A 24,490-nucleotide genomic window follows, 5' to 3' on the forward strand; every position below is an offset into this window, starting at 1 on the left:
TCATGATGACCAAAGCGCTTGATTTTACGTCCGGTTACCTTTCACGCCGCCCACCGATGATGGGCCGTAACGCGGTGGCAACGTCTCAGCCGCTGGCGGCGCAGGCGGGGATGAAGATGCTGCAACTGGGCGGGAATGCCGTTGATGCGGCCATTGCCACCGCGATGGCCCTGACGGTGGTCGAGCCGACCGGCAACGGGATTGGCAGCGATGCCTTCGCCATTGTCTGGGACGGTGAAAAATTGCACGGACTGAACGCGTCGGGTCGTTCACCGGCGAGCTGGCATGCGGATCTGTTTGCCGGAAAAACCGCGGTGCCGGAAATCGGCTGGGACGCGGTGACCGTACCGGGGGCGGTATCCGGCTGGGTCGCGCTGGCGGAACGCTTCGGCACGCTGCCGCTGACCACCCTGGCGCAGCCTGCGGTTGACTACGCGCGCAACGGTTTCCCGGTCTCGCCGCTGATTGGGCATCTCTGGCAGCGCGGCTATCACAAGCTGAAAGATCAGCCGGGCTTCAGCGCCTGCTTCGCGCCGGAAGGCCGCGCCCCGCGCGTGGGGGAGATTTTCCGTAACCCGGCACAGGCGAACTCGCTGGAGCTGATTGCGAGAACCAACGGCGAGGCGTTTTACCGTGGCGAACTGGCGCAGAAAATTGCCGCCTTTGCCAAAGAACACGGCGCGCACCTGACGGCGGAGGATCTGGCTAACCATCGCGTCGACTGGGTAGAGCTGCTGTCGCGCGACTTCGCGGGCGGTTCGGTGCAGGAGCTGCCGCCGAACGGCCAGGGGATTGCCACGCTGATTGCGCTGGGCATTCTAGAGCAATGTGGTATTGAGAAGCACCATCCGGATTCCGTGCAATCCCTGCACCTGTCCATTGAGGCGATGAAGCTGGCGCTGGCGGACCTCGACCGCTACGTGGCGGATGAAGATCATATGGCGTTCGCGGCAAAAGAGTTGCTGAGCGACGCTTATCTGAAGTCGCGTGCGGCGCTGATCAACCACGACAGCGCGTCTGATTTTGTCTACGGTTCCCCGACGCAGAGCGGCACGGTCTACATCAGCACCGCGGACGCCAGCGGGATGATGGTCTCGTTTATTCAGTCCAACTATATGGGCTTTGGGTCCGGGATTGTGGTGCCGGATACCGGGATCAGCCTGCAAAACCGCGGCTGCGGATTTGTACTGGATCCTGAGCACCCGAACGCGCTGGCGGGCAGCAAACGTCCGTTCCACACCATCATTCCGGGGTTTGCGATGGACGGTAACGGTAAGCCGCTGATGTCCTTCGGCGTGATGGGTGGGCCGATGCAGGCGCAGGGTCATATGCAGATGGCGCTGCGCATTATGCTGCACGGGCAAAACCCGCAGGCGGCCATCGATGCCCCGCGCTGGCGCGTGGTGCAGGGCAGGGAAGTGATCGTCGAATCGACGTTCGATCGCAATACTATCGCGGCGCTGCGCGAGCGCGGGCACCACATCGTGGTGGAGGATCCGCTTCAGGATTACAACTTCGGTGGAGCCCAGGTGATTTACCGGATGCCGGAAGGGCACTACGTGGCCGCGACAGAGAGCCGCAAAGACGGGCAGGCGTTGGTGAGTTAATGTTTTATCCTCCCTCTCCCTTTGGGAGAGGGGCGGGGTGAGGGGAAAATGTCACCCAATACTAAACGGATCCGCATCCTGCCATGCCGGGAACTTCTCGCGATACTCCTGCAATGCCGTCAATGACAGCTCGGCATCAATCCGCGTCGCCTGATGCGGCTCGGCGGTGGCGATAATCTCGCCCTGCGGATTCACCACCCGGCTGTCGCCGCGATAGTGATGCCCGTTGCCGTCAGTTCCTACGCGGTTACAGCCCACCACATAGGCCTGGTTTTCAATTGCGCGCGCCACCAGCAGCGACTGCCAGTGCAGGGAGCGCGGCGCAGGCCAGTTGGCGACATACAGCGCCAGGTCGTAATCGTTGCGGTTGCGTGACCACACCGGGAAGCGCAGGTCATAGCAGACCAGCGGCAAAATACGCCAGCCGCGCCATTCAAAGACCACGCGCTCGTTACCCGCTTCATAGTGATGATGCTCATCCGCCATGCGGAACAGGTGACGTTTATCGTAAAAATGCACTTTCCCTTCCGGCTCAACCAGCAGGAAGCGGTTCACGGGCCCGCGTTCGGTTTGCAGGGCGGCGCTGCCGGCAATCAGCGCGTGAGTCTGCTGCGCTTTGGTATGCATCCAGGCGACCACCTCCTCCTGCGGCATTGACTGTTTTGCCGCTTCCATGGCGAAGCCAGTGGTGAACATCTCCGGCAGGACAATCACATCACGCCCGGTAATGTCTTCCAGTTGACGATCAAAATGGCGCAGGTTGGCGGGGCCATCCATCCACACTAAAGGTTGCTGCAAAATAGAAATCTTCAGACCAGGCACAATTCAGACTCCTCAAACGACCGCTTTTTGACACTGTAGCACGACATAAAGAGAAAATGTGGCAATAAAAAACCCCGCGCGCGGCGGGGTTTGTGCAGGCGAAACGGGTTATGCCGCTTCAGGCTTACGGTGCTTCTCCGGCAGCTTTACCGGCTGCGTCGCCAGCTCGTCCGGTTCGAAATCATCCACGTTAATGCTGCGCAGACGGCTCTCTTCGGCTTTCACCAGCAGGGCTGCTTCATCTTTACTGATAATGCCACCAGCCAGCGCCTGTTTCGCCAGTTCATCCAGACGGGTAAACGGCAGGTTTTTGCCCAGTTGTTTACAGATTTTCTGGTGAATCGGGTCGGCGGCCATCACGTCCAGCAGCGCCTCTTCCAGCAGACCCACCGGGTTATGCGGGGTTGGGGCCAGATACTGACCACGGCCGATACGGGAGCGGGTTGCGCTCGGTACCTGCAGGATCTTCGCCACTTTGTGGTCCAGCTTGTCCGACGGCGCCAGATGATGACGACCGGTCGGGAAGATCACCACGCGCAGGGCGCCGGCGACAAAGCGGTTCGGGAAGTTTGCCAGCAGATCGTCAATGGCCTGTTCTGCCTGATACATCGCATCCTGAACGCCCCAGTGCACCAGCGGCAGATCCGCTTCCTGACGGCCTTCATCGTCGTAGCGTTTCAGCACCGCAGAGGCCAGGAAAATCTGGCTCAACACATCCCCCAGACGGGCAGAGATACGTTCGCGACGCTTCAGGCTGCCGCCAAGTACGGCCATAGAGACGTCGGACAGCAGCGCCAGGTTGGCACTCAGACGGTTAAGATGCTGGTAATAACGTTTTGTCGCATCGCCGGTTGGCGTCGCGCTGGTAAGACCGCGCGTCAGGCCCAGCCAGAAGCTGCGCACCTTGTTGCTGCCCACGTGACCGATATGTTTGAACAACAGCTTATCGAAGGCATCCACGTCGTTATTCTGCGCAGCGGCCATCTCTTCCAGGACATAAGGATGGCAGCGAATCGCTCCCTGACCGAAGATCATCATGCTGCGGGTCAGAATGTTTGCCCCTTCAACGGTGATGGCAATCGGTGCGCCCTGATAGCCGCGCGCCAGGAAGTTGCCTTCGCCGAGCATAATGCCTTTACCGCCTGCGATATCCATCGCGTCAATGATCGACTGCTGCGCGCGGTGGGTACAGTGGTACTTCACAATGGCGGACAGCACGGCCGGTTTTTCGCCCAGCATGATGCCGTAGGTAATCAGCGACGCGGCGGCGTCCATCACGTAAGCGTTGCCCGCAATACGCGCCAGCGGCTCTTCGATACCTTCCATCTTGCCGATGGAGATTTTGAACTGACGGCGGATATGGGCGTACGCACCAATTCCCATCGCCACAGACTTCAGACCACCGGTTGAGTTCGACGGCAGGGTAATACCGCGACCCACCGACAGACATTCCACCAGCATACGCCAGCCCTGACCGGCCATTTTCGGGCCACCGATGATGTAGTCAATCGGCACAAAGATATCCTGACCGCGGGTTGGGCCGTTCTGGAACGGCACGTTCAGCGGGAAGTGACGACGACCAATTTCAACGCCTGGGGTCGAGGTAGGGATCAGCGCACAGGTAATGCCCAGATCTTCTTCGCCGCCCAGCAGTCTTTCCGGGTCAGAGAGCTTAAAGGCCAGACCCAATACGGTGGCGATAGGCGCCAGCGTGATATAACGTTTGTTCCAGGTCAGGCGCATACCCAGCACCTGCTCGCCCTGCCATTCGCCCATGCAGACCACGCCGGTATCCGGGATCGCGCCCGCATCGGAGCCTGCTTCCGGGCTGGTCAGCGCGAAGCAAGGGATTTCCTGACCACGTGCCAGACGCGGCAGGTAGTAATCTTTCTGCTCTTCGGTACCGTAATGCTGCAGCAGTTCGCCCGGGCCTAAGGAGTTAGGCACGCCCACGGTAATCGCCAGGATCCCGGAAACGCCCGCCAGCTTTTGCAGTACACGCGCCTGAGCATAGGCGGAGAATTCCAGACCGCCGTACTCTTTCTTAATGATCATCGCGAAGAAGCGATGCTCTTTCAGATACGCCCACAGCTCGGGCGGCAGATCGGCCATTTCATGGGTAATGGCAAAGTCGTTCGCCATACGGCACGCTTCTTCCACCGGGCCATCAATAAAGGCCTGTTCTTCAGCGGTCAGACGCGGCTGCGGGTAGTTATGCAGCTTTTTCCAGTCCGGGTTGCCCTGGAACAGATCGCCTTCCCACCAGGTCGTACCGGCATCAATCGCCTCTTTTTCCGTACGCGACATTGGCGGCATCACCTTGCGGAAGCCTTTGAACACCGGCGCGGAGATCATGGATTTACGCATCGGGGCAAGGTTAAACGGCAGGAGAATGATGGCCAGCGGGACCAAAAGCCAGATAGTCCACAGACCAGCGACGCCAAGCGCAGCGGTCCAGGCCAGAAGGATCAGGCTGCTCAGAAATAAACTGACGCGGTGATAGAACAACACACCGAGCAGAACAACAGTTGCGAGAATGCTCAAAATCATCATAAAGAAAAGCTCCCTTGCTTGTAGGAGGTCTGACCACTTGTGATGATATGGTTGTAGTTGATGTTATTTCCTTTAGCAATGTGTTTACAAAATAATTACAACCTGGTTCACATTGTTCGCGTTTTCGCCGGCACGAAAAAGCAAAACGCCAGTGGATTCGTATGGCTTTAGCTTCTCGCTTTTCCCGCTATCCGGTACACTCCACTGTGTTATTTCATCAATACTGAAGGATTATCCTCATGTACCAGGATCTTATTCGTAACGAACTGAACGAAGCGGCGGAAACGCTGGCTAACTTTCTGAAAGATGATGCCAATATTCACGCTATTCAGCGCGCGGCGGTCCTGCTGGCCGACAGTTTCAAAGCCGGTGGCAAAGTGCTTTCCTGCGGTAACGGCGGTTCCCACTGCGATGCCATGCACTTTGCAGAAGAGCTGACCGGACGCTATCGTGAAAACCGTCCGGGCTACCCGGCGATCGCGATTTCCGACGTGAGCCATATCTCCTGCGTGAGCAATGACTTTGGTTACGACTACGTCTTCTCCCGCTACGTTGAAGCGGTGGGTCGTGAAGGTGACGTGCTGCTGGGGATCTCTACCTCGGGCAACTCTGCGAACGTGATCAAAGCGATCGCTGCCGCACGTGAAAAAGGGATGAAAGTCATCACCCTGACCGGTAAAGATGGCGGTAAGATGGCCGGTACGGCGGATATCGAAATCCGTGTGCCGCACTTCGGTTATGCTGATCGTATTCAGGAAATTCACATCAAAGTGATCCACATCCTGATTCAGTTGATCGAAAAAGAGATGGTTAAGTAAGACTTCGCTGGGGGGCACCAGTGCCCCTCGCAGTTGTGGAGTGGAGGTAATCTATGTGCGAACTGCTCGGGATGAGCGCCAATGTGCCAACCGATATCTGCTTTAGTTTCACCGGGCTGGTGCAGCGCGGTGGAGGAACCGGGCCGCATAAAGACGGCTGGGGCATTACCTTCTACGAAGGCAAAGGGTGTCGCACGTTCAAAGATCCACAGCCCAGCTTTAACTCACCGATTGCCAAACTGGTGCAGGACTATCCCATCAAGTCGCGCTCGGTGATCGCCCATATTCGCCAGGCAAACCGCGGCGAAGTGGCGCTGGAAAATACGCATCCGTTTACCCGTGAACTGTGGGGCCGTAACTGGACCTACGCGCACAATGGGCAACTCACGGGCTATAAGTCGCTGGAGACGGGCAATTTCCGCCCGGTAGGCGAAACCGACAGCGAAAAAGCCTTTTGCTGGCTGCTGCATAAGCTGACGGAGCGCTATCCGCGAACCCCGGGAAACATGGCGGCGGTATTTAAATACATCGCGACGCTGGCCACTGAGCTGCGCGAAAAAGGCGTGTTTAATATGCTGCTCTCTGACGGGCGCTATGTGATGGCGTTCTGCTCGACGAACCTGTTCTGGATCACCCGTCGTGCGCCGTTTGGCGTTGCAACGCTACTCGATCAGGATGTGGAGATAGACTTTCAGAAAGAGACCACACCGAACGATGTGGTCACTGTCATTGCAACGCAGCCGCTGACGGGCAACGAAACCTGGCAAAAGATTATGCCAGGCGAGTGGGTACTATTTTGTCTCGGGGACCGTGTAATTTGACGCCAGCTGTGGATGGACAACTTCGTGGCTCAGCGGCTTGCTGACCACGTAACGGCCATCCACAACCGAGACAACAGGCGGCTTGTGCGTCTGCTCGAAGTAGTCATAGCCTGGTTTCAACTGTTTCCAGAAATCCGCGTAGTAAGAGTACTTGTGACGCGCCATGTTGGCATCGGTCATGCGGAACGGATAGATGCTGACCTGAACGTTAGGCTGACCAAAGACCAGCGCACCGGTGACAAACTGGAAAATCTCATCAATGCCGGAATCGGTCATCGCGTAGCAGCCGATAGAGACGCAGGCACCGTGGATCATCAGGTATTTACCTTCATAACCGTGCGCACGGTCAAAGGCATTCGGGAAACCGATGTTGATGGCTTTATAGAAGCGGCTGTCCGGTTTGAGCTGGCTACGCTGAACGTTGTAAAACCCTTCCGGACTTTTGAAATCGCCCTGACGCTGTTTTGGCCCTAATCCACCGGAGTAGTTACATATTTTGTAGCTATCAAGCAGCTGATATGTCTCACCCATTTTTACAAACAGATCGAGAGTGCGTTCTTCCTTGAAGATCTGAATATAAACCGGCGATCCCATTAACTGCTGTTTATATTCTTTGCTGATCGGCGTCGTTGAGCTGTTACTGCTGAGCAGCCCGGCAAACGACATGCACGGAATCAGAAGCATCGCAATGAACAATGCGATTTTACGCATACTACTAGTTCCTTGATAAAACCATGACCAACTTGCCAGGACGGCAAAAGAGACCCGAAATCAGATTATTCTGTTAGGAGCGCTCACATTAGCACCGCCAGAGATTTTCGCAAGAGCCGGGCGGTGAGTTTACAAATTAGTTTTACTTTATAAACCATCGAAATCGCGTTGACTCCAGGAACTTTGCGTATTAGCTCGCAATTTGGCGCGCGTAACGGCGGATTACCTGCCCGCGAGAAGGGGAAAATGTTACACTTCGCGCCCACTGGATTGTTGTTCATGGAAACCTGCTAACCACATGTTTAAAATCAAAAAAGGACTTGATCTGCCGATTGCAGGCGTGCCAGAGCAGCACGTTTCGACAGGCGCAAGTGTCCGTCATGTCGCCATTGTGGGCGACGACTACCTGGGAATGCGTCCTTCAATGCGGGTAGAGGAAGGCGATCGCGTTATCAAAGGCCAGGCACTCTTTGAGGACAAAAAAAATCCCGGCGTGATGTTCACCGCACCCGCGAGCGGTACCGTAGTGGCGATCAACCGTGGCGAACGGCGCGTTCTGCAGTCGGTGGTTATCCGCATTGAAGGCGATGAGCAGTGTGAATTCGCCCATTACGACACCGCAGATCTCGCATCGCTAAGCCGCGACGCTGTTCAGGCTCAGCTTCTGGCGTCCGGTTTATGGACCGCGCTTCGTACGCGTCCCTTCAGCAAATCCCCTGTTCCGGGTACGGAGCCGGCCGCGATTTTCGTGACGGCAATGGACACCAACCCGCTCAGCGTGGATCCACAACCGGTTATTCTGGCGCAGCGTAAAGCCTTTGATGCCGGACTGACCCTTTTAACCCGCCTGACGTCGGGGAAAGTCCACGTTTGCCAGGCCGGCGGCGGTAAGCTCGGCGGTCATCCGCAGGGGCAGGTTACATTTAATACGTTTGCGGGGCCGCATCCGGCGGGGCTGGTCGGGACGCACATCCACTTCCTTGAGCCGGTAAGCCTGACGAAACAGGTCTGGCATCTTAACTATCAGGATGTTATTGCCATCGGTAAGCTGTTCACCACCGGTGAACTGAGTGCGGAACGCATCATTGCGATTGGCGGGCCGCAGGCTAAGCATCCGCGTCTGGTGAAAACGCTGCTGGGCGCAGACATCAATGAACTGCTGGCGGGTGAAATCAAAGAGGGTGAAAACCGCCTGATTTCCGGTTCCGTTCTCAGTGGCCGCCATGCTGTTGATGCGCACGCCTATCTGGGACGTTTCCATTTGCAGGTGAGCATTGTGCAGGAAGGCCGAGACAAAGAGCTGTTCGGCTGGGTACTGCCCGGTGCGGAAAAATTTTCCGTCACCCGTACCACGTTAGGTCACTTCCTGCGTAACAGGCTGTTTAACTTCTCGACCACTACGCACGGTGGCGAGCGCGCCATGGTCCCGATTGGCAACTACGAGCGCGTCATGCCGCTGGATATTCTGCCAACCATGCTGCTGCGCGATCTGCTCGCTGGCGATACCGACAGCGCGCAGGCGCTGGGCTGCCTTGAGCTTGACGAAGAAGATCTGGCGCTCTGTACCTATGTCTGTCCGGGAAAATACGAATATGGACCCGTATTGCGCGAGGTGTTAACCCGCATTGAGCAGGAAGGATAACCGATGGGCTTAAAACACCTCTTTGAAAAAATTGAGCCGCACTTTACCGAAGGGAAGCTCAAAAAGTACTACCCGCTGTATGAAGCAACGGCGACCATTTTCTATACGCCGGGGCTGGTGACGAAAGGGGCGGCGCACGTTCGTGACGCCATCGACCTTAAGCGAATGATGATCCTGGTCTGGTTTGCGGTTTTCCCGGCGATGTTCTGGGGGATGTACAACGTCGGTCTGCAGACCATTCCGGCGCTGCACCATATGTATGATGCACAGCAGCTGGCGCAGGTGCTCCAGTCAGACTGGCACTACCGTCTGGCCCAGTCGTTGGGTGTGAGCTTTGCGCCAGACGCAGGCTGGGTGAGCATGATGACGCTGGGTGCGGTGTTCTTCCTGCCGATTTACCTCACGGTCTTTATCGTGGGCGGCTTCTGGGAAGTGTTGTTCGCCATCATTCGTAAACATGAGATCAACGAAGGCTTCTTCGTGACCTCCATTCTGTTTGCCCTGATTGTCCCACCCACCTTACCGCTCTGGCAGGCGGCGCTGGGCATCAGTTTCGGCGTGGTGATTGCCAAAGAGATCTTCGGCGGCACCGGGCGTAACTTCCTCAACCCGGCACTGGCGGGGCGAGCGTTCCTGTTCTTTGCGTATCCGGCGCAAATTTCGGGGGACCTGGTATGGACAGCGGCCGACGGTTTTTCCGGCGCGACGCCGCTTTCACAGTGGGCGGCACACGGCGGCGAAACGCTGGTCAACAACGCCACAGGCCAGCCTGTCACCTGGTTTGACGCCTTTATTGGCAACATACCGGGCTCCATCGGGGAAGTCTCCACGCTGATGATTTTGATTGGTGGGGCGATCATCCTGTTTGGACGCGTGGCCTCCTGGCGAATTGTGGCTGGCGTGATGATCGGCATGGTGCTGACCGCCACGATGTTCAATGTTATCGGTTCGACCACCAACCCGATGTTCTCCATGCCCTGGTACTGGCATCTGGTGCTGGGTGGCTTCGCGTTCGGCATGATGTTTATGGCAACCGACCCTGTCTCTGCCTCGTTTACGGATAAGGGTAAATGGAGCTATGGCGTGCTCATTGGCGCGATGTGTGTCTTGATCCGCGTGGTTAACCCGGCGTACCCGGAAGGGATGATGCTGGCCATTCTGTTTGCCAATCTGTTTGCGCCACTCTTCGATTACCTGGTGGTGCGGGCCAACATTAAGCGGAGGAAGGCGCGTGGCTGAGGTTAAAAATAACGACAGCATCAGCAAAACGCTGCTGGTGGTGCTGGTGCTCTGTCTGGTCTGTTCGATTGTCGTGGCCGGCTCTGCCGTGGGGTTAAAACCCCTGCAGCAGGCGCAACGTGCGCTGGATAAACAGCGCAATATCCTGGCCGTCGCCGGGCTGATGCAGGAAGGGATGAGTGCAGACGACGTCTCGGCGGTCTTTGCGGAGCGTATCTCGCCGCGTCTGGTGGATTTAAAAACCGGACAACTGCTGGATAAAGACCCGGCGAAGTATAACCAGGCGCTGGCGCTGAAAGATCCGCAGATGAGCCTGACGCTGGACGCGTCACAGGATCCGGCTGGCATTAAGCGTCGCAGCAATCTTGCTGAAATTTATCTCGTTCGTGATGCCCAAAAACGCATTCAGGAAGTGGTGCTTCCTGTCTACGGTAACGGCCTGTGGTCAATGATGTATGCCTTTGTGGCCCTGGATACGGATGGTCGCACCGTAAAAGGCATCACGTACTACGACCAGGGGGAAACGCCGGGTCTGGGTGGCGAAGTGGAAAACCCGAACTGGCGGGCACAGTTTATCGGCAAGAAAGTGCTTGATGACAACGGGCTGCCCGCGCTGAAAGTGATGAAAGGGGCGGCACGTCCCGGTGACGACTACGCGGTAGACGGGCTGTCCGGCGCCACGCTCACCTCAAAAGGCGTGCAGCACAGTTTTGATTTCTGGATGGGCGAGTTGGGCTTTGGGCCTTTCCTGAAAAACGTACGTGAAGGAGCGCTGAACAATGGCTGATACCGGTGAACTGAAAGAAGTCAAAAAGGTTCTCATTGGCCCACTGCTCGCCAATAACCCGATAACGCTGCAGGTACTGGGCGTCTGTTCAGCCTTGGCAGTAACGACCAAGCTGGAAACGGCGGTGGTGATGACGCTGGCGGTAACGCTGGTAACCGCGTTTTCCAGCATGTTTATCTCCATGATCCGCCACCACATTCCCAACAGCGTGAGGATCATCGTGCAGATGGCGATCATCGCCTCGCTGGTGATCGTGGTCGATCAGCTGCTGCGCGCCTTCGCCTATGAAACCTCTAAACAGCTCTCGGTGTTTGTTGGGCTTATCATCACCAACTGTATCGTGATGGGACGTGCGGAAGCCTACGCCATGAAAATGCCGCCGCTGGCGAGCTTTATGGACGGTATCGGCAACGGCCTCGGCTATGGCGTGATCCTGCTGACCGTGGGGTTCCTGCGTGAGCTTATTGGCAGCGGTAAATTATTTGGCATCACGGTGCTGGAGACGGTGCAAAACGGCGGCTGGTATCTGCCAAACGGCCTGTTCCTGCTGGCCCCTAGCGCATTTTTCATTATCGGTTTGTTGATCTGGCTGATTCGTACGTTGAGACCAGAACAGCAGGAAAAGGAGTAACCGACGATGGCTCATTACCTGAGTTTGTTTGTGCGGGCGGTGTTTGTTGAAAACATGGCGCTCGCGTTTTTCCTCGGCATGTGTACGTTCCTTGCGGTGTCCAAAAAAGTGTCGACGGCATTTGGGCTGGGCGTGGCGGTCACCGTGGTGCTCGGCTTATCGGTGCCGATCAACAACCTGGTGTATAACTTCGTGCTGCGGGACGGCGCGCTGGTAGAGGGCGTTGATCTCAGCTTCCTGAACTTCATCACCTTTATTGGTGTGATTGCCGCGCTGGTGCAAATCCTGGAGATGATCCTCGATAAGTACTTCCCGTCACTCTACAACGCGCTGGGGATCTTCCTGCCGCTGATCGCGGTGAACTGCGCCATCTTCGGCGGCGTTTCGTTTATGGTTCAGCGTGATTACAACTTCAGTGAGTCCGTGGTGTACGGCTTCGGTTCCGGCATCGGCTGGATGCTGGCGATTGTCACCATGGCGGGGATCCGCGAAAAAATGAAATATGCCAACGTGCCTGCAGGGCTGCGTGGCTTAGGGATCACCTTTATCACCACCGGGCTGATGGCGCTGGGCTTTATGTCCTTCTCCGGTGTGCAGCTATAAGGGCTAACAGATGGAAATAATACTTGGCGTGGTGATGTTCACGCTGATTGTACTGGTGCTGTCAGGGCTTATTCTGGCGGCGCGTGCGAAGCTGGTGAATTCCGGCGACGTAGTGATTGATATTAACGACGAGCCGCAGAATCAGATCCGCACCCCGGCGGGGGATAAGCTGCTCAATACGCTCTCGGGAAACGGCATTTTTGTCTCCTCAGCGTGCGGCGGCGGCGGCTCCTGCGGGCAGTGCCGCGTGACGGTAAAAGAGGGCGGTGGCGATATTCTGCCAACCGAGCTGGCGCATATCACCAAACGTGAGGCAAAAGAGGGCTGCCGCCTGGCCTGCCAGGTCGCGGTGCGTCAGAACATGAAGATTGAGCTGCCGGAGGAAATTTTCGGCGTCAAAAAATGGGAGTGCGAGGTTATCTCTAATGATAACAAAGCCACCTTTATTAAAGAGCTGAAGCTGCGGGTGCCGGAAGGGGAAGATGTCCCGTTCCGCGCCGGGGGATACATTCAGATTGAATGTCCGGCGCACACCGTGGCGTATGCGGACTTTGACGTGCCGCAGGCGTATCGTGCCGACTGGGACAAATTCAATCTTTTCCGCTTTGTGTCGGAGGTGAAAGAGCCGACGCTGCGTGCCTACTCTATGGCCAACTACCCGGAAGAGAAGGGCATTATCATGCTCAACGTGCGTATTGCCACACCACCGCCGAACGTGCCGGATGCCCCGCCGGGCATCATGTCGTCGTACATCTGGTCCCTGAAGCCGGGCGATAAGGTAACGATCTCCGGCCCGTTTGGTGAGTTCTTTGCCAAAGATACCGACGCGGAAATGGTGTTTATCGGCGGCGGTGCCGGTATGGCCCCGATGCGCTCGCACATCTTTGACCAGCTCAAACGGCTGGGCAGCCAGCGTAAGATTAGCTTCTGGTACGGTGCTCGCTCCCTGCGCGAAATGTTCTATGACGATGAGTTTGAACAGCTGGCGCGTGAAAATCCGAACTTTACCTTCCATGTGGCGCTCTCCGATCCACAGCCGGAAGATAACTGGACGGGCTATACCGGGTTCATCCATAACGTGCTGTATGAAAACTACCTTAAACAGCATCCGGCACCGGAAGACTGCGAGTTCTATATGTGTGGGCCGCCGATGATGAATGCTGCCGTGATTAAGATGCTGAAAGATCTCGGTGTGGAAGATGAGAACATCCTGCTCGATGACTTTGGAGGCTGATGATGCTGACCTTTCTGGCTACCTTCGTGGTTTTCGTGCTAGTCATTTTCGGCATGGCGTTAGGCTGGATCGTTAAGCGGAAAAGCCTTCAGGGCAGCTGCGGCGGCATTACTTCCATTGGGATGGAAAAGGTGTGCGACTGCCCGGAACCGTGCGATGCGCGTAAAAAACGGATGGCCCGCGAACAGCAGCGCATTATTTAGTCTGGTAGGTCGGGTAAGGCGAAGCCGCCACCCGGCGTTCTTATATCCACTTCTCAACCCTCATTTATTTACTGTATACTTATCCAGTGATGAGTGAGGGCTTACTATGCGCAAAATAATCCATGTTGATATGGACTGCTTTTTTGCCGCAGTGGAGATGCGTGACAACCCGGCGCTGCGGGATATCCCCATTGCGATAGGCGGCAGCCGCGTTCAGCGGGGGGTCATCAGCACCGCCAACTATCCTGCGCGCAAATATGGCGTGCGCAGCGCCATGCCGACGGCGATGGCGCTGAAGCTCTGCCCTCATCTCACGCTTTTACCCGGTCGGTTTGAGGCATACAAAGAAGCCTCAAACCATATCCGTGAAATCTTCTCCCGCTACACCTCCCTGATAGAGCCGCTGTCGCTGGACGAGGCCTATCTGGATGTCACCGACAGCGTGCACTGTCACGGCTCCGCCACGCTGATGGCGCAGGAGATCCGTCAGACAATTTTCAACGAGCTCAATCTGACGGCATCGGCGGGCGTGGCCCCCGTAAAATTCCTCGCCAAAATTGCCTCCGATTTAAATAAGCCCAACGGCCAGTACGTTATTACCCCGGAAGAGGTGCCTGCGTTTTTAAAAACGCTGCCGCTTGGCAAAATTCCCGGGGTGGGAAAAGTCTCTGCCGCAAAGCTGGAAAGTATGGGATTACGCACCTGCGAAGATGTGCAGCGCAGCGACCTGGCCATGCTGCTCAAACGCTTTGGGAAGTTTGGGCGCGTGCTGTGGGAGCGCAGCCAGGGGATTGACGATCGCGATGTGAACAGCGAACGGTTACGGAAATCCGTCGGCGTTGAGCGAACCCTCAGTGAAGATATTCATGACTGGTCCGAATGCGAGTTTATTATCACAGAACAGCTCTATCCGGAGCTGGAACGTCGCTTAATCAAGGTGAAGCCGGACCTGCTCATTGCCCGGCAGGGCATCAAGCTGAAATTCAACGACTTCCAGCAGACTACGCAGGAACACGTCTGGCCGCGTTTGAATAAAGACGATCTCATTGCGACGGCGAAAAAGGCCTGGGATGAGCGGCGGGCAGGGCGCGGTGTCAGGCTGGTGGGGTTGCACGTCACGTTGCTGGATCCGCAGTTAGAGCGACAACTGGTATTGGGCCTGTAAAAAAACCGGTGGCGTGACGGTGTTCACCCTCTCCCTTTGGGAGAGGGCTGGGGTAAGGCTATTACTTAGCAGGAATCGCTTTCAGCAGTTCAGTCAGCAGGGTCCAGTAATGGCCCACGCTTTCGATATGAACCTGCTCATCCGGCGAGTGCGGCCCGGTAATGGTTGGCCCGATAGAAACCATGTCCATGTCTGGATACGGTTTTTTGAACAGACCACATTCCAGACCCGCGTGGATCACCTGAATGTTCGGCGTGCTGTTGAACAGACGCTGGTAAGTTTCACGCACCAGTGCCATCACCGGCGAGCTTGCGTCCGGCTGCCAGCCCGGGTAACTGCCTTTGGCGGAGGTTTTTGCTCCGGCCAGCGTACCCAGAGATTCCAGCATGCTCACCACATACTCTTTACCGCTGTCGATAAGGGAACGGATCAGGCAGATGATTTCTGCGCTGTCGTCGCTCATGGTAACTACGCCCACGTTCAGTGAGGTTTCCACCACGCCTTTCGCCACGTCGGAGTTGCGGATTACGCCGTTTGGCGTCGCGTTCAGCAACTGAACGAAGGTGTCACGAGACTGTGCGGTCAGCGCGGCTTTATCCGTTGAGACGGATTCCAGCACCACGGTCAGGTTTTTCTCTTTCGCGGACAGTTCGTTTTTCAGGATATCCAGGTAAACGCTGGAGAATTTTTTCAGCTCGTCCGCTTTTGCGGCCGGTACAGCGACAGTCGCGAAGGCTTCACGTGGGATCGCATTACGCAGCGTACCGCCGTTGAAATCCACCAGACGCAGATCCAGCTCAGCCGCGTGGCCTGCCAGGAAGCGCGCCAGCAGTTTGTTGGCGTTGCCCAGACCCAGGTGAATATCACCGCCGGAGTGGCCGCCTTTCAGCCCTTTCAGCGTCAGCTTAAAGGTCTGGAAACCGGCAGGAATCGCTTCGCGTGACAGCGACAGGGTAGAGATGAAATCAATCCCGCCCGCACAGCCCATGTAGATCTCGCCTTCTTCTTCGGAGTCGGTGTTGATCAGAATATCCGCCTGCAGCCAGTTCGGCTGAAGACCAAACGCCCCATCCATGCCCGCTTCTTCGGTCATGGTCAGCAGCACTTCCAGTGGACCGTGCTGAACGCTGTCGTCAGCCAGCACTGCCAGCGCGGAGGCCATACCGATTCCGTTATCTGCACCCAGGGTGGTGCCGCGCGCTTTCACCCAGTCGCCGTCGATGTAAGGCTGAATAGGATCTTTAGTGAAGTCGTGAACGGTGTCGTTGTTCTTCTGTGGCACCATGTCCAGGTGCGCCTGCAGCACAACCGGTTTACGGTTTTCCATGCCTGCGGTAGCAGGTTTGCGGATCAGAATGTTGCCAACCTGGTCACGTTCAGCGTGCAGACCTTTTTCCTTCGCCCAACCCATAATATGTTCGGCAAGCTGTTCTTCATGGTAGGACGGGTGTGGAATGGAGCAGATTTTGGCAAAAATATCCCACAGCGGCTGCGGAGATAGTTGAGACAGTTCAGACACGATAAGTCTCCTTGTCGATGCTCTGCAAACAGGGTTGCAGGTCACAGGGTTAGCAGGTTAATAGTCACCACAAGTCAGGCTTGCGAGATGAAACTGAGAATACCACTTTCTCTGCTGGCTGGTAGCATAAAGCATGTAAAAACTCAGGCAGAGGGCGCTAAACACTGGTTTTTAGTGCGTCAGATCTCTATAATCTCGCGCAACCTGGTTCACCCTCATTTTTTTAAGCCGTATATAAACAGGCTGGGACACTTCACATGAGCGAAAAATACGTCGTCACCTGGGACATGTTGCAGATCCACGCACGCAAACTGGCTGCGCGTCTGATGCCTTCCGAACAGTGGAAAGGCATTATTGCCGTCAGCCGTGGCGGCCTGGTACCGGGGGCGCTGCTGGCACGTGAGCTGGGTATTCGTCATGTCGATACCGTTTGCATCTCCAGCTATGACCATGACAACCAGCGCGAGCTGAAAGTGCTGAAACGCGCGGAAGGCGACGGCGAAGGTTTCATCGTTATTGATGACCTGGTGGATACCGGTGGTACTGCGGTGGCCATCCGCGAAATGTACCCGAAAGCGCATTTCGTCACTATCTTCGCGAAACCGGCGGGTCGCCCTCTGGTTGACGATTACGTGATTGATATTCCTCAAGATACCTGGATTGAACAGCCATGGGATATGGGCGTGGTGTTCGTACCGCCAATCTCAGGTCGTTAATTCCAGACCGCAATTATTTTAACGCCCGGTGATGCCGGGCGTTGTTTTTTTTAGTCTGACGCGCGTTACAATAGTCTCTATACGACGTATCCATGGAGGCAACGCAATGACGCAGGCCAATCTCACCGAGACGCTCTTCAAACCCCGTTTCAAGCACCCTGAAACCTCGACGCTGGTGCGCCGTTTTAACCCGGGTACCCAGCCTGCCGTCCAGTCCGCGTTAGACGGTAAAAACGTCCCCCACTGGTACCGCATGATTAACCGCCTGATGTGGATCTGGCGCGGTATCGACCCCCGTGAAATTCTCGATGTGCAGGCGCGCATCGTGATGAGTGAAGCCGAACGGACCGACAGTGAACTCTACGATACGGTGGTGGGCTACCGCGGTGGAAACTGGATCTACGAATGGTCTAAACAGGCAATGCTCTGGCAGCAAAAAGCCAGCCAGGAAGAGGATGCCATGCTCAGCGGCAAGCACTGGCTGCATGCGGCCAATCTCTACGCCATTGCCGCCTATCCTCACTTAAAAGGCGACGAACTGGCCGAGCAGGCGCAGGCGCTGGCCAATCGCGCCTATGAAGAGGCGGCTCAACGCTTGCCGGGCCAGATGCGTGAGCTCGAGTTTACCATTCCGGGTGGGTCATCCGTTACCGGGTTCCTGCATATGCCGGAAGGTGAAGGTCCGTTCCCGACCGTACTGATGTGCGGGGGGCTGGATTCGTTGCAGATCGACTATTACAGCCTGTATGAGCGTTACTTCGCACCAAAAGGGATCGCGATGCTGACGCTGGATATGCCCTCTATTGGATTTTCATCCAAATGGAAACTGACTCAGGATTCCAGCCTGCTGCACCAGCATGCCCTAAAAGCGCTGGAAAACATTCCGTGGGTCGACCATACCCGCGTGGCGGCGTTTGGCTTCCGTTTTGGCGCGAACGTTGCGGTGCGTCTGGCCTACCTTGAATCTTCTCGTCTGAAAGCCGTGGCCTGTCTTGGCCCGGTGGTTCACGCTCTGCTCAGCGACCCCGCCCGCCAGGGCAGCGTGCCGGAGATGTACCTCGACGTGCTGGCCAGCCGACTGGGTATGCATGATGCATCAGACGAAGCGCTGCGCGTTGAGCTTAATCGCTACTCGTTAAAAACGCAGGGCCTGCTGGGCCGCCGCTGCCCGACGCCGATGCTTTCGGGGTTCTGGAAGAACGATCCGTTCAGCCCGGAAGAAGAGTCGCGTTTAATCACGTCGTCATCTGCGGATGGCAAATTGCTTGAGGTGCCGTTCAGTCCGGTCTATCAGAATTTCGACAAAGCGCTGAAAGAGATTACGCGCTGGATCGCGCAGAGATTGTGTTAATAGATTGCTAAATTTCGCTGGTTTGGTAAAACAGTGGCTTCACAAAAGGAGATCGCAATGACGTTACCGAGTGGACACCCGAAAAGTAGATTGATTAAGAAGTTCATGGCTCTTGGCCCGTATATTCGAGAAGAGCAGTGTGAAGAGAATCGCTTTTTTTTCGACTGCCTGGCTGTATGCGTCAACGTGAAGCCTGCACCCGAAAAACGTGAATTCTGGGGCTGGTGGATGGAAATGGAAGCAGAAGAGAAACGTTTTACCTATAGCTACCAGTTTGGCCTGTTTAATAAGGACGGCAACTGGCAGGCTACCACCATTAAAGATCAGGAAGTGATCGATCGCCTGGAATATACGCTCAAAGAGTTCCACGACAAGGCGCGAGATTTGCTGGCCACGCTGGACCTGAAGCTTGAGCCCGCGGATAATTTTTCCAGTGAAGCGGCGAAACTGACGGCCTGATGGTCTTCTCCCTCTCCTTGTGGGAGAAGACCAGGGTGAGGGCACCAGACCGCATTAATCCCCGATAAAAAAACCGGCATCAAGCCGGTTTTTTTATGTCTGCATTATCAGAACTGGTAGGTCATCCCCAGGGCAACGATATCGTCGCTGCTCACACCCAGTTTATTATCGTCATCAATCTGGTTGATTTTATAATCAACAAACGCGGACATATTTTTGTTGAAATAATATGTCGCGCCGACATCGATGTATTTCACCAGATCTTCGTCACCGATACCTTCGATATCTTTGCCTTTAGACTGGACATAACCCAGGGACGGACGCAGACCGAAATCGAACTGATATTGTGCAACCAGTTCGATGTTCTGGGCTTTATTGGCGAAGCCACCTGAAATTGGGGTCATATTGCGGGTTTCAGAGTACATTGCCGCCAGGTAGATATCGTTCGCGTCATATTTCAGGCCGGTTGCCCAGGCTTCGGCTTTTTTGCCTTCGCCGCGCGTCAGCAGGTTCTGAGCGTTGGTACGGTCAGAGTTGGTGTATGCGCCGCTCACCGCGAAATCGCTGCCACCGAAGTCATAGGTCAGAGAAGTACCGAAACCGTCACCGTTCTGTTTCTTGGCGTCACGGTTTTCGTTTTTACCCTGGTATTGCAGCGTCATGTCCAGGCCGTCAACCACGCCGAAGAAATCAGTGTTGCGGTAGGTGGCAAGACCGGTAGCACGCTTGGTCATGAAGTTATCGGTCTGTGCAGAAGAGTCGCCGCCGAACTCCGGGAACATATCGGTCCAGGCTTCCACGTCATACAGTGCGCCCAGGTTACGACCATAATCCAGAGAACCGAAGTCTTTCAGTTTCAGACCAGCAAACGCCAGACGCGTTTTCTGAGAGGAGTCGCTCTCGGCTTTGTTACCCGCAAATTCAGATTCCCAACGGCCATAGCCCGTCAGCTGATCGTTAATCTGTGTTTCGCCTTTAAAACCGAAACGAACGTACGTCTGGTCACCGTCTTTAGAATCATCATCACTGATGTAGTGCATGGCTTTTACTTTGCCGTACACGTCCAGTTTATTACCGTTCTTATTATAAACTTCTGCGGCGTGAACCGATGCACAAGCCACTACGCCCGTAACCACTAATGCCAGAGTGCTCTTTTTCATTTTCGATCCTGTCTTATAAACGCGCTAAAAAATTCGCTGGACGATAAGCGTCGGCTTAAGTCCCGTGAAAAAACAGGAAGGGTTTTATCGCTCTGCAATGAAACTTTTATGACAAACTAAGAATAATTTTAAAAAACTGTGATTTATTATTTCGGTAATAAAAGTGTCAATTTTCACCGCTACGCTTCCTGATCCCGCGCAACAAAGTGTTTCGCGATGTGCTAAGGCAGTTGGCAACCGGGCTGACTCCTGTTAAAACGTTCGTTCGACATTACTTTCCCTTATCGTTGAACGGCAGAGAATCATGAGTGACAGCCAGACGCTGGTGGTAAAACTCGGTACCAGTGTGTTAACAGGCGGATCGCGCCGCCTAAATCGCGCCCACATTGTTGAGCTTGTACGTCAGTGCGCTCAGTTACATGCCGCAGGGCATCGTATTGTGATTGTGACCTCCGGGGCGATTGCCGCCGGGCGTGAACACCTGGGTTACCCCGAACTCCCCGCGACGATCGCCTCCAAACAGCTGCTGGCCGCCGTGGGACAAAGCCGACTCATTCAACTCTGGGAACAGCTGTTCTCTATTTATGGCATCCACGTCGGGCAGATGCTGCTGACGCGTGCGGATATGGAAGACAGAGAGCGCTTCCTGAACGCCCGCGATACCCTGCGTGCGCTGCTGGACAACAATATCGTTCCCGTTATTAACGAAAACGATGCCGTTGCCACCGCTGAAATCAAAGTGGGTGATAACGATAACCTCTCTGCGCTGGCGGCGATTCTGGCCGGTGCGGATAAACTACTGCTTCTGACCGACCAGCAGGGGCTGTTTACCGCCGACCCGCGCTCCAACCCGGAAGCCGAGCTGATTACCGACGTTCACGGTATCGACGATGCGCTGCGCGCTATTGCCGGCGACAGCGTATCCGGCCTGGGTACGGGCGGCATGGGAACCAAGCTGCAGGCGGCTGACGTGGCATGCCGCGCCGGTATCGACACCATCATTGCGGCGGGTAGCCGCCCTGGGGTGATTGGTGACGTGATGGAAGGCATCTCCGTCGGTACCCGCTTCCACGCCCAGGAATCCCCGCTGGAAAACCGCAAGCGCTGGATATTTGGAGCGCCGCCTGCGGGCGAGCTTGTTGTTGATGAAGGGGCAACCGCCGCGATTCTGGAACGTGGAAGTTCATTGCTTCCTAAAGGAATTAAAAGTGTGACAGGCAACTTCTCCCGTGGTGAAGTGATCCGTATCCGTAACCTCGAAGGTCGCGACATCGCCCACGGCGTAAGCCGCTATAACAGCGATGCCCTGCGCCGCATCGCGGGTCAACACTCGCAGCAGATCGACGCCATTCTGGGCTATGAATATGGCCCGGTTGCCGTGCATCGCGATGACATGATTATTCGTTAAGGAGCCAGAACATGCTGGAACAAATGGGTGCCGCCGCGAAGGCCGCCTCTTACAAACTGGCGCTCCTTTCCAGCCGCGAGAAAAACCGCGTGCTGGAAAAAATCGCTGATTATCTGGAATCCCAGTCCCAGGAGATTTTGCTCGCCAACGAACAGGATCTGCTGGAAGCGCGTCGTAACGGGTTGAGCGAAGCGATGCTCGACCGCCTGGCCCTGACCCCGGCACGCCTGAAAGGTATCGCCGACGATGTTCGCCAGGTCTGCAATCTGGCTGACCCGGTCGGGCAGGTGATCGACGGTGGACTGCTCGACAGCGGTTTACGTCTTGAGCGTCGCCGCGTGCCGCTCGGCGTCATCGGTGTGATTTATGAAGCCCGTCCAAACGTAACGGTGGATGTCGCCTCCCTGTGCCTGAAAACCGGTAACGCCGCTATTCTGCGTGGTGGGAAAGAGACCTGGCGCACCAATGCCGCGACGGTAAAAGTTATTCAGCAGGCGCTGGAAGAGTGTGGCTTACCTGCGGGCGCCGTGCAGGCGATAGAGAGCCCTGACCGCGCGCTGGTCAATGAGATGCTGCGCATGGACAAGTACATCGACATGCTGATCCCACGCGGTGGCGCGGGCCTGCATAAGCTGTGCCGTGAGCAGTCGACGATCCCGGTGATCACCGGCGGTATTGGCGTGTGTCATATCGTGGTGGACGACAGCGCTGAGATTGAACCGGCGCTGAAGATTATCGTGAACGCGAAAACCCAGCGCCCAAGCACCTGTAACACGGTAGAAACGCTGCTGGTGCATCAGGGTATCGCGAACACCTTCCTGCCAGCCCTGAGCAAACAGATGGCAGAGAGCGGCGTAACGCTGCATGCTGACGCCAGCGCGCTGGCACTGCTGCAGGATGGCCCGGCGAAAGTCGTGCCTGTAAAAGCGGAGCAGTACGACGATGAGTTCCTGTCCCTGGACCTGAACGTGAAAATCGTTACCGATTTCGACGACGCGATTGCGCACATCCGTGAGCATGGCACGCAGCACTCCGACGCTATCCTGACGCGTACGCTGCGCAATGCCGATCGCTTCGTGAACGAAGTGGATTCCTCAGCGGTATACGTCAATGCCTCAACGCGCTTCACCGACGGCGGCCAGTTCGGCCTTGGCGCGGAGGTGGCGGTCAGCACGCAGAAACTGCACGCGCGCGGTCCGATGGGGCTGGAAGCGCTGACCACGTATAAGTGGATCGGCTTCGGCGACAATACGATTCGTGCGTAAATAATCACGGGTGATGCAAAAATAGCCGTTTGATTCAAAAGGGCATTGACGCATCACCCGGATAGATCTAACCTTTTGCCCCGTGGTTACACTCGTAACCGGCCTCTCAGGGCCGATATAGCTCAGTTGGTAGAGCAGCGCATTCGTAATGCGAAGGTCGTAGGTTCGACTCCTATTATCGGCACCATTTAAGAAAATCAATCAATTAGCGTCAAAAATCTAAAAGATTGGATCTTTCATAATTATCCTTGATAACACTTGGTAAACGCCTCTGCGTTGTATTGACTCAAGGAATGTACAACGTACTGGCGGGTAGTTACCAGCTCAAGCCCGAACAGCATTAGAAATTATTCCATCCCTTGAAGCTGAAAGAGTTACCGGACTCTCTAAACACATCACTTGAACCCTTAGCGATACGTTCCGCGCTTCGTGCGGCGCTCAATGATGCTACACGTCGAGATGACGTTGCAGAGAATAAAAAGGCGTAATGTTGGTAAGACTAACCGGATCGGGAAAGAATCCGGCTCTGCCACGGCTTCGATCACCGGAGTATAACGATCACCTGATAAGAGAACGTGCTAAGGCTTTATCCTCCCTGCGAAGGGATTACACCCTGCGGAAGCGCTACGCGCCGCCTTTTCTTATGTGCCCAACACGGCACGTAATGGTCATTTATTATCTGTACCATTGTAACTTTCGTTGTATTGTCTCTCTGCTGTACGTTGAGCGCTGGCAAATTCAGCGGAGGGAATATCATGTCAAAAGCTAACCAAAAAGCAGCTACGAAGCGCAACAACCGTAAGATTTACGCTCGTAAATTCCTGGCAACACGAGGGGAAAGCCTGGCTTGCTAAGAAGCAGGAAGAGCGAGAGGAAATCAAGCTGGCGCGAGCGGCTAACAACATGTTTTAGAGGTGACTGTATGTAAAGTAGCCATTATGATTGCAATACATTCAGAGTCATAAGGATTGGGACGTGGATACAGTCGAAGAACTTAACGGAACATACTTCTATGCGGGGCGTTCAAACCTCACCGCCTCCGAGCTATTTTTCATGGTCTTCTGTGAAAATGTTGTTGATCAACTTGGTTTAGGTCTTGTTGATTTCGGTGCTGTAGTTGCCATTGTATCTGGGCGTAATACTCTCCCTACAAGGGCAAAACCAAACGGCGCTGAAAAGGGAACATCCTATGCGTCTAAAGCCTCGCGAAAAGTGTTCAAAAAAGCGCAGTTCCCTTTCGGTATCAAACTACCTTCCGTTATTGGTGGTTATCCACCTTCTACAATCAGAATCAGGGCGGTAGCTAACATTGGAACCTTTACGGGCAGGGCTATTCCTGTCGTGGGGTGGGTTATCTTAGCTTCTGATATCTCACAAATCACCTATCGCACTATCCGAGACTACAACGCTATAGCGCGGGGTAATGATAAGTTATGGTAAACAATGTTGAGCAGCGCGTTTATGAGCTTGTACGGCCTTACGCTGGCACGTACCTATTCAAGTTCAAGAAAGTAGAGCTAACACCTGAAACGGATCTTGATACTGATTTGAGTCTTGATGAGCTTGAAGCTGGTGAGTTAATGGATAAGTTTTTCGATGCGTTCAAGGTTGAACGGGGAAACTTTAAAATAGAAACTTACTATCCTGATCAGCCTTTTTCATGGAATCCATTTAAGAAAACAGAGCCTGTTCCTGTACCAGATTTCAATGTTGGTATGCTGATCGAATCAGCTAAAGCCGGAAGATGGTTGTACGAATAAGGGGCGCACCGCCCCC

General features: G+C 55.3%; 23 protein-coding genes and 1 tRNA gene. 19 read left to right on the forward strand and 5 right to left on the reverse strand.

Annotated features, from left to right (window positions below):
- Nucleotides 1-5: 5 nt before the first annotated feature.
- Nucleotides 6-1,607 carry a gamma-glutamyltransferase family protein gene (locus C1N69_RS04320; protein ID WP_155031902.1) on the forward strand — a complete coding sequence of 534 codons (1,602 nt, stop codon included), beginning with the start codon at nt 6-8 and terminating at the stop codon, nt 1,605-1,607.
- A 51-nt stretch (nt 1,608-1,658) separates the two neighbouring features.
- Here C1N69_RS04320 and C1N69_RS04325 read toward each other — a convergent pair whose 3' ends face one another.
- Nucleotides 1,659-2,429 (reverse strand): amidohydrolase, encoded by a 771-nt coding sequence (locus C1N69_RS04325; RefSeq protein ID WP_045285103.1) that lies wholly within the window; start codon nt 2,427-2,429, stop codon nt 1,659-1,661.
- 108 nt (nt 2,430-2,537) lie between these two features.
- The gene (gene fadE, locus C1N69_RS04330; protein WP_047957822.1) at nt 2,538-4,982 is read right to left on the reverse strand and encodes an acyl-CoA dehydrogenase FadE; all 2,445 of its coding nucleotides are present in this window, start codon (nt 4,980-4,982) and stop codon (nt 2,538-2,540) included.
- A gap of 239 nt (nt 4,983-5,221) precedes the next feature.
- Here fadE and lpcA point away from each other — a divergent pair, with 239 nt between their 5' ends.
- On the forward strand, nt 5,222-5,800 hold the full coding sequence (lpcA, locus tag C1N69_RS04335) for a D-sedoheptulose 7-phosphate isomerase (RefSeq protein ID WP_025760181.1): 579 nt from the start codon (nt 5,222-5,224) through the stop codon (nt 5,798-5,800).
- Nucleotides 5,801-5,853: 53 nt separating this feature from the next.
- Nucleotides 5,854-6,621, forward strand: a complete 768-nt coding sequence (locus C1N69_RS04340; protein WP_008500262.1) for a class II glutamine amidotransferase — start codon at nt 5,854-5,856, stop codon at nt 6,619-6,621.
- On the opposite strand, the gene dpaA is transcribed toward C1N69_RS04340, so the two are convergent.
- Nucleotides 6,592-7,332 carry a peptidoglycan meso-diaminopimelic acid protein amidase gene (dpaA, locus tag C1N69_RS04345; protein WP_025760182.1) on the reverse strand — a complete coding sequence of 247 codons (741 nt, stop codon included), beginning with the start codon at nt 7,330-7,332 and terminating at the stop codon, nt 6,592-6,594. The genes C1N69_RS04340 and dpaA overlap by 30 nt on opposite strands.
- Nucleotides 7,333-7,630: 298 nt before the next feature.
- On the opposite strand from dpaA, the gene C1N69_RS04350 reads away from it, so the two are divergent.
- The 8 genes from C1N69_RS04350 to dinB all read left to right on the forward strand — a co-directional run bounded on the left by C1N69_RS04350 (nt 7,631) and on the right by dinB (nt 14,836).
- Nucleotides 7,631-8,974 carry a Na(+)-translocating NADH-quinone reductase subunit A gene (locus C1N69_RS04350; protein ID WP_059385924.1) on the forward strand — a complete coding sequence of 448 codons (1,344 nt, stop codon included), beginning with the start codon at nt 7,631-7,633 and terminating at the stop codon, nt 8,972-8,974.
- 3 nt (nt 8,975-8,977) lie between these two features.
- Entirely contained in the window at nt 8,978-10,213 is a 1,236-nt protein-coding gene (locus C1N69_RS04355; RefSeq protein WP_045285111.1) for an NADH:ubiquinone reductase (Na(+)-transporting) subunit B, read from the forward strand.
- A complete protein-coding gene (locus C1N69_RS04360) occupies nt 10,206-11,000 on the forward strand; it encodes a Na(+)-translocating NADH-quinone reductase subunit C (RefSeq protein ID WP_025760185.1) in 795 nt (264 codons plus the stop codon). Before C1N69_RS04355 ends, C1N69_RS04360 begins: the two co-directional genes overlap by 8 nt.
- Nucleotides 10,993-11,631 carry an NADH:ubiquinone reductase (Na(+)-transporting) subunit D gene (locus tag C1N69_RS04365; protein WP_025760186.1) on the forward strand — a complete coding sequence of 213 codons (639 nt, stop codon included), beginning with the start codon at nt 10,993-10,995 and terminating at the stop codon, nt 11,629-11,631. The genes C1N69_RS04360 and C1N69_RS04365 overlap by 8 nt, the downstream gene beginning before the upstream one ends.
- A 6-nt stretch (nt 11,632-11,637) precedes the next feature.
- Nucleotides 11,638-12,234 (forward strand): NADH:ubiquinone reductase (Na(+)-transporting) subunit E, encoded by a 597-nt coding sequence (gene nqrE / locus C1N69_RS04370; RefSeq protein WP_023334613.1) that lies wholly within the window; start codon nt 11,638-11,640, stop codon nt 12,232-12,234.
- 10 nt (nt 12,235-12,244) lie between these two features.
- The gene (nqrF, locus tag C1N69_RS04375) at nt 12,245-13,468 is read left to right on the forward strand and encodes an NADH:ubiquinone reductase (Na(+)-transporting) subunit F (RefSeq protein ID WP_155030738.1); all 1,224 of its coding nucleotides are present in this window, start codon (nt 12,245-12,247) and stop codon (nt 13,466-13,468) included.
- Complete coding sequence (nqrM, locus tag C1N69_RS04380) at nt 13,468-13,671, forward strand: (Na+)-NQR maturation NqrM (RefSeq protein WP_025760188.1); 204 nt, start codon at nt 13,468-13,470, stop codon at nt 13,669-13,671. The genes nqrF and nqrM overlap by 1 nt, the downstream gene beginning before the upstream one ends.
- Before the next feature lie 106 nt (nt 13,672-13,777).
- On the forward strand, nt 13,778-14,836 hold the full coding sequence (dinB, locus tag C1N69_RS04385) for a DNA polymerase IV (protein WP_025760189.1): 1,059 nt from the start codon (nt 13,778-13,780) through the stop codon (nt 14,834-14,836).
- Between the two features lie 61 nt (nt 14,837-14,897).
- Here the strand turns inward: dinB and pepD are convergent, their stop codons facing one another.
- Nucleotides 14,898-16,355: a cytosol nonspecific dipeptidase gene (gene pepD, locus C1N69_RS04390; RefSeq protein WP_155030739.1), complete on the reverse strand. Its 1,458-nt coding sequence runs from the start codon at nt 16,353-16,355 to the stop codon at nt 14,898-14,900.
- A gap of 257 nt (nt 16,356-16,612) precedes the next feature.
- On the opposite strand from pepD, the gene gpt reads away from it, so the two are divergent.
- The 3 genes from gpt (at nt 16,613) to crl (ending at nt 18,881) form a co-directional block, all read left to right on the forward strand.
- Nucleotides 16,613-17,071 carry a xanthine phosphoribosyltransferase gene (gene gpt / locus C1N69_RS04395; protein WP_003863205.1) on the forward strand — a complete coding sequence of 153 codons (459 nt, stop codon included), beginning with the start codon at nt 16,613-16,615 and terminating at the stop codon, nt 17,069-17,071.
- A gap of 106 nt (nt 17,072-17,177) precedes the next feature.
- Nucleotides 17,178-18,422 carry an esterase FrsA gene (frsA, locus tag C1N69_RS04400; RefSeq protein WP_025760275.1) on the forward strand — a complete coding sequence of 415 codons (1,245 nt, stop codon included), beginning with the start codon at nt 17,178-17,180 and terminating at the stop codon, nt 18,420-18,422.
- A gap of 57 nt (nt 18,423-18,479) precedes the next feature.
- The gene (gene crl, locus C1N69_RS04405; RefSeq protein ID WP_025760274.1) at nt 18,480-18,881 is read left to right on the forward strand and encodes a sigma factor-binding protein Crl; all 402 of its coding nucleotides are present in this window, start codon (nt 18,480-18,482) and stop codon (nt 18,879-18,881) included.
- 107 nt (nt 18,882-18,988) lie between these two features.
- On the opposite strand, the gene phoE is transcribed toward crl, so the two are convergent.
- Entirely contained in the window at nt 18,989-20,041 is a 1,053-nt protein-coding gene (phoE, locus tag C1N69_RS04410) for a phosphoporin PhoE (RefSeq protein WP_025760273.1), read from the reverse strand.
- A 304-nt stretch (nt 20,042-20,345) separates the two neighbouring features.
- On the opposite strand from phoE, the gene proB reads away from it, so the two are divergent.
- The 5 genes from proB (at nt 20,346) to C1N69_RS04435 (ending at nt 24,474) form a co-directional block, all read left to right on the forward strand.
- Nucleotides 20,346-21,449, forward strand: coding sequence for a glutamate 5-kinase (gene proB / locus C1N69_RS04415; protein WP_025760272.1), 1,104 nt, complete (start codon nt 20,346-20,348; stop codon nt 21,447-21,449).
- Nucleotides 21,450-21,460: 11 nt separating this feature from the next.
- The gene (gene proA, locus C1N69_RS04420; RefSeq protein ID WP_155030740.1) at nt 21,461-22,714 is read left to right on the forward strand and encodes a glutamate-5-semialdehyde dehydrogenase; all 1,254 of its coding nucleotides are present in this window, start codon (nt 21,461-21,463) and stop codon (nt 22,712-22,714) included.
- A 111-nt stretch (nt 22,715-22,825) separates the two neighbouring features.
- Nucleotides 22,826-22,901, forward strand: a tRNA-Thr gene (locus C1N69_RS04425).
- Nucleotides 22,902-23,689: 788 nt separating this feature from the next.
- The gene (locus C1N69_RS04430; RefSeq protein ID WP_015704509.1) at nt 23,690-24,154 is read left to right on the forward strand and encodes an STM2901 family protein; all 465 of its coding nucleotides are present in this window, start codon (nt 23,690-23,692) and stop codon (nt 24,152-24,154) included.
- On the forward strand, nt 24,148-24,474 hold the full coding sequence (locus C1N69_RS04435; RefSeq protein WP_155030741.1) for a DUF1493 family protein: 327 nt from the start codon (nt 24,148-24,150) through the stop codon (nt 24,472-24,474). The genes C1N69_RS04430 and C1N69_RS04435 overlap by 7 nt, the downstream gene beginning before the upstream one ends.
- Nucleotides 24,475-24,490: the final 16 nt, after the last annotated feature.

The organism is Enterobacter sichuanensis (assembly GCF_009036245.1).
Taxonomy (GTDB): domain Bacteria; phylum Pseudomonadota; class Gammaproteobacteria; order Enterobacterales; family Enterobacteriaceae; genus Enterobacter; species Enterobacter sichuanensis.

Coding starts and splice junctions, on each gene's coding strand:
- dpaA (WP_025760182.1), bottom strand. CDS start 7,332: ATGCGTAAAATCGCATTGTTCATTGCGATGCTTCTGATTCCGTGCATG.
- nqrE (WP_023334613.1), top strand. CDS start 11,638: ATGGCTCATTACCTGAGTTTGTTTGTGCGGGCGGTGTTTGTTGAAAAC.
- crl (WP_025760274.1), top strand. CDS start 18,480: ATGACGTTACCGAGTGGACACCCGAAAAGTAGATTGATTAAGAAGTTC.
- proA (WP_155030740.1), top strand. CDS start 21,461: ATGCTGGAACAAATGGGTGCCGCCGCGAAGGCCGCCTCTTACAAACTG.
- dinB (WP_025760189.1), top strand. CDS start 13,778: ATGCGCAAAATAATCCATGTTGATATGGACTGCTTTTTTGCCGCAGTG.
- proB (WP_025760272.1), top strand. CDS start 20,346: ATGAGTGACAGCCAGACGCTGGTGGTAAAACTCGGTACCAGTGTGTTA.
- C1N69_RS04350 (WP_059385924.1), top strand. CDS start 7,631: ATGTTTAAAATCAAAAAAGGACTTGATCTGCCGATTGCAGGCGTGCCA.
- nqrF (WP_155030738.1), top strand. CDS start 12,245: ATGGAAATAATACTTGGCGTGGTGATGTTCACGCTGATTGTACTGGTG.
- C1N69_RS04435 (WP_155030741.1), top strand. CDS start 24,148: ATGGTAAACAATGTTGAGCAGCGCGTTTATGAGCTTGTACGGCCTTAC.
- frsA (WP_025760275.1), top strand. CDS start 17,178: ATGACGCAGGCCAATCTCACCGAGACGCTCTTCAAACCCCGTTTCAAG.
- fadE (WP_047957822.1), bottom strand. CDS start 4,982: ATGATGATTTTGAGCATTCTCGCAACTGTTGTTCTGCTCGGTGTGTTG.
- nqrM (WP_025760188.1), top strand. CDS start 13,468: ATGATGCTGACCTTTCTGGCTACCTTCGTGGTTTTCGTGCTAGTCATT.
- C1N69_RS04365 (WP_025760186.1), top strand. CDS start 10,993: ATGGCTGATACCGGTGAACTGAAAGAAGTCAAAAAGGTTCTCATTGGC.
- C1N69_RS04355 (WP_045285111.1), top strand. CDS start 8,978: ATGGGCTTAAAACACCTCTTTGAAAAAATTGAGCCGCACTTTACCGAA.
- C1N69_RS04340 (WP_008500262.1), top strand. CDS start 5,854: ATGTGCGAACTGCTCGGGATGAGCGCCAATGTGCCAACCGATATCTGC.
- gpt (WP_003863205.1), top strand. CDS start 16,613: ATGAGCGAAAAATACGTCGTCACCTGGGACATGTTGCAGATCCACGCA.
- lpcA (WP_025760181.1), top strand. CDS start 5,222: ATGTACCAGGATCTTATTCGTAACGAACTGAACGAAGCGGCGGAAACG.
- C1N69_RS04320 (WP_155031902.1), top strand. CDS start 6: ATGACCAAAGCGCTTGATTTTACGTCCGGTTACCTTTCACGCCGCCCA.
- phoE (WP_025760273.1), bottom strand. CDS start 20,041: ATGAAAAAGAGCACTCTGGCATTAGTGGTTACGGGCGTAGTGGCTTGT.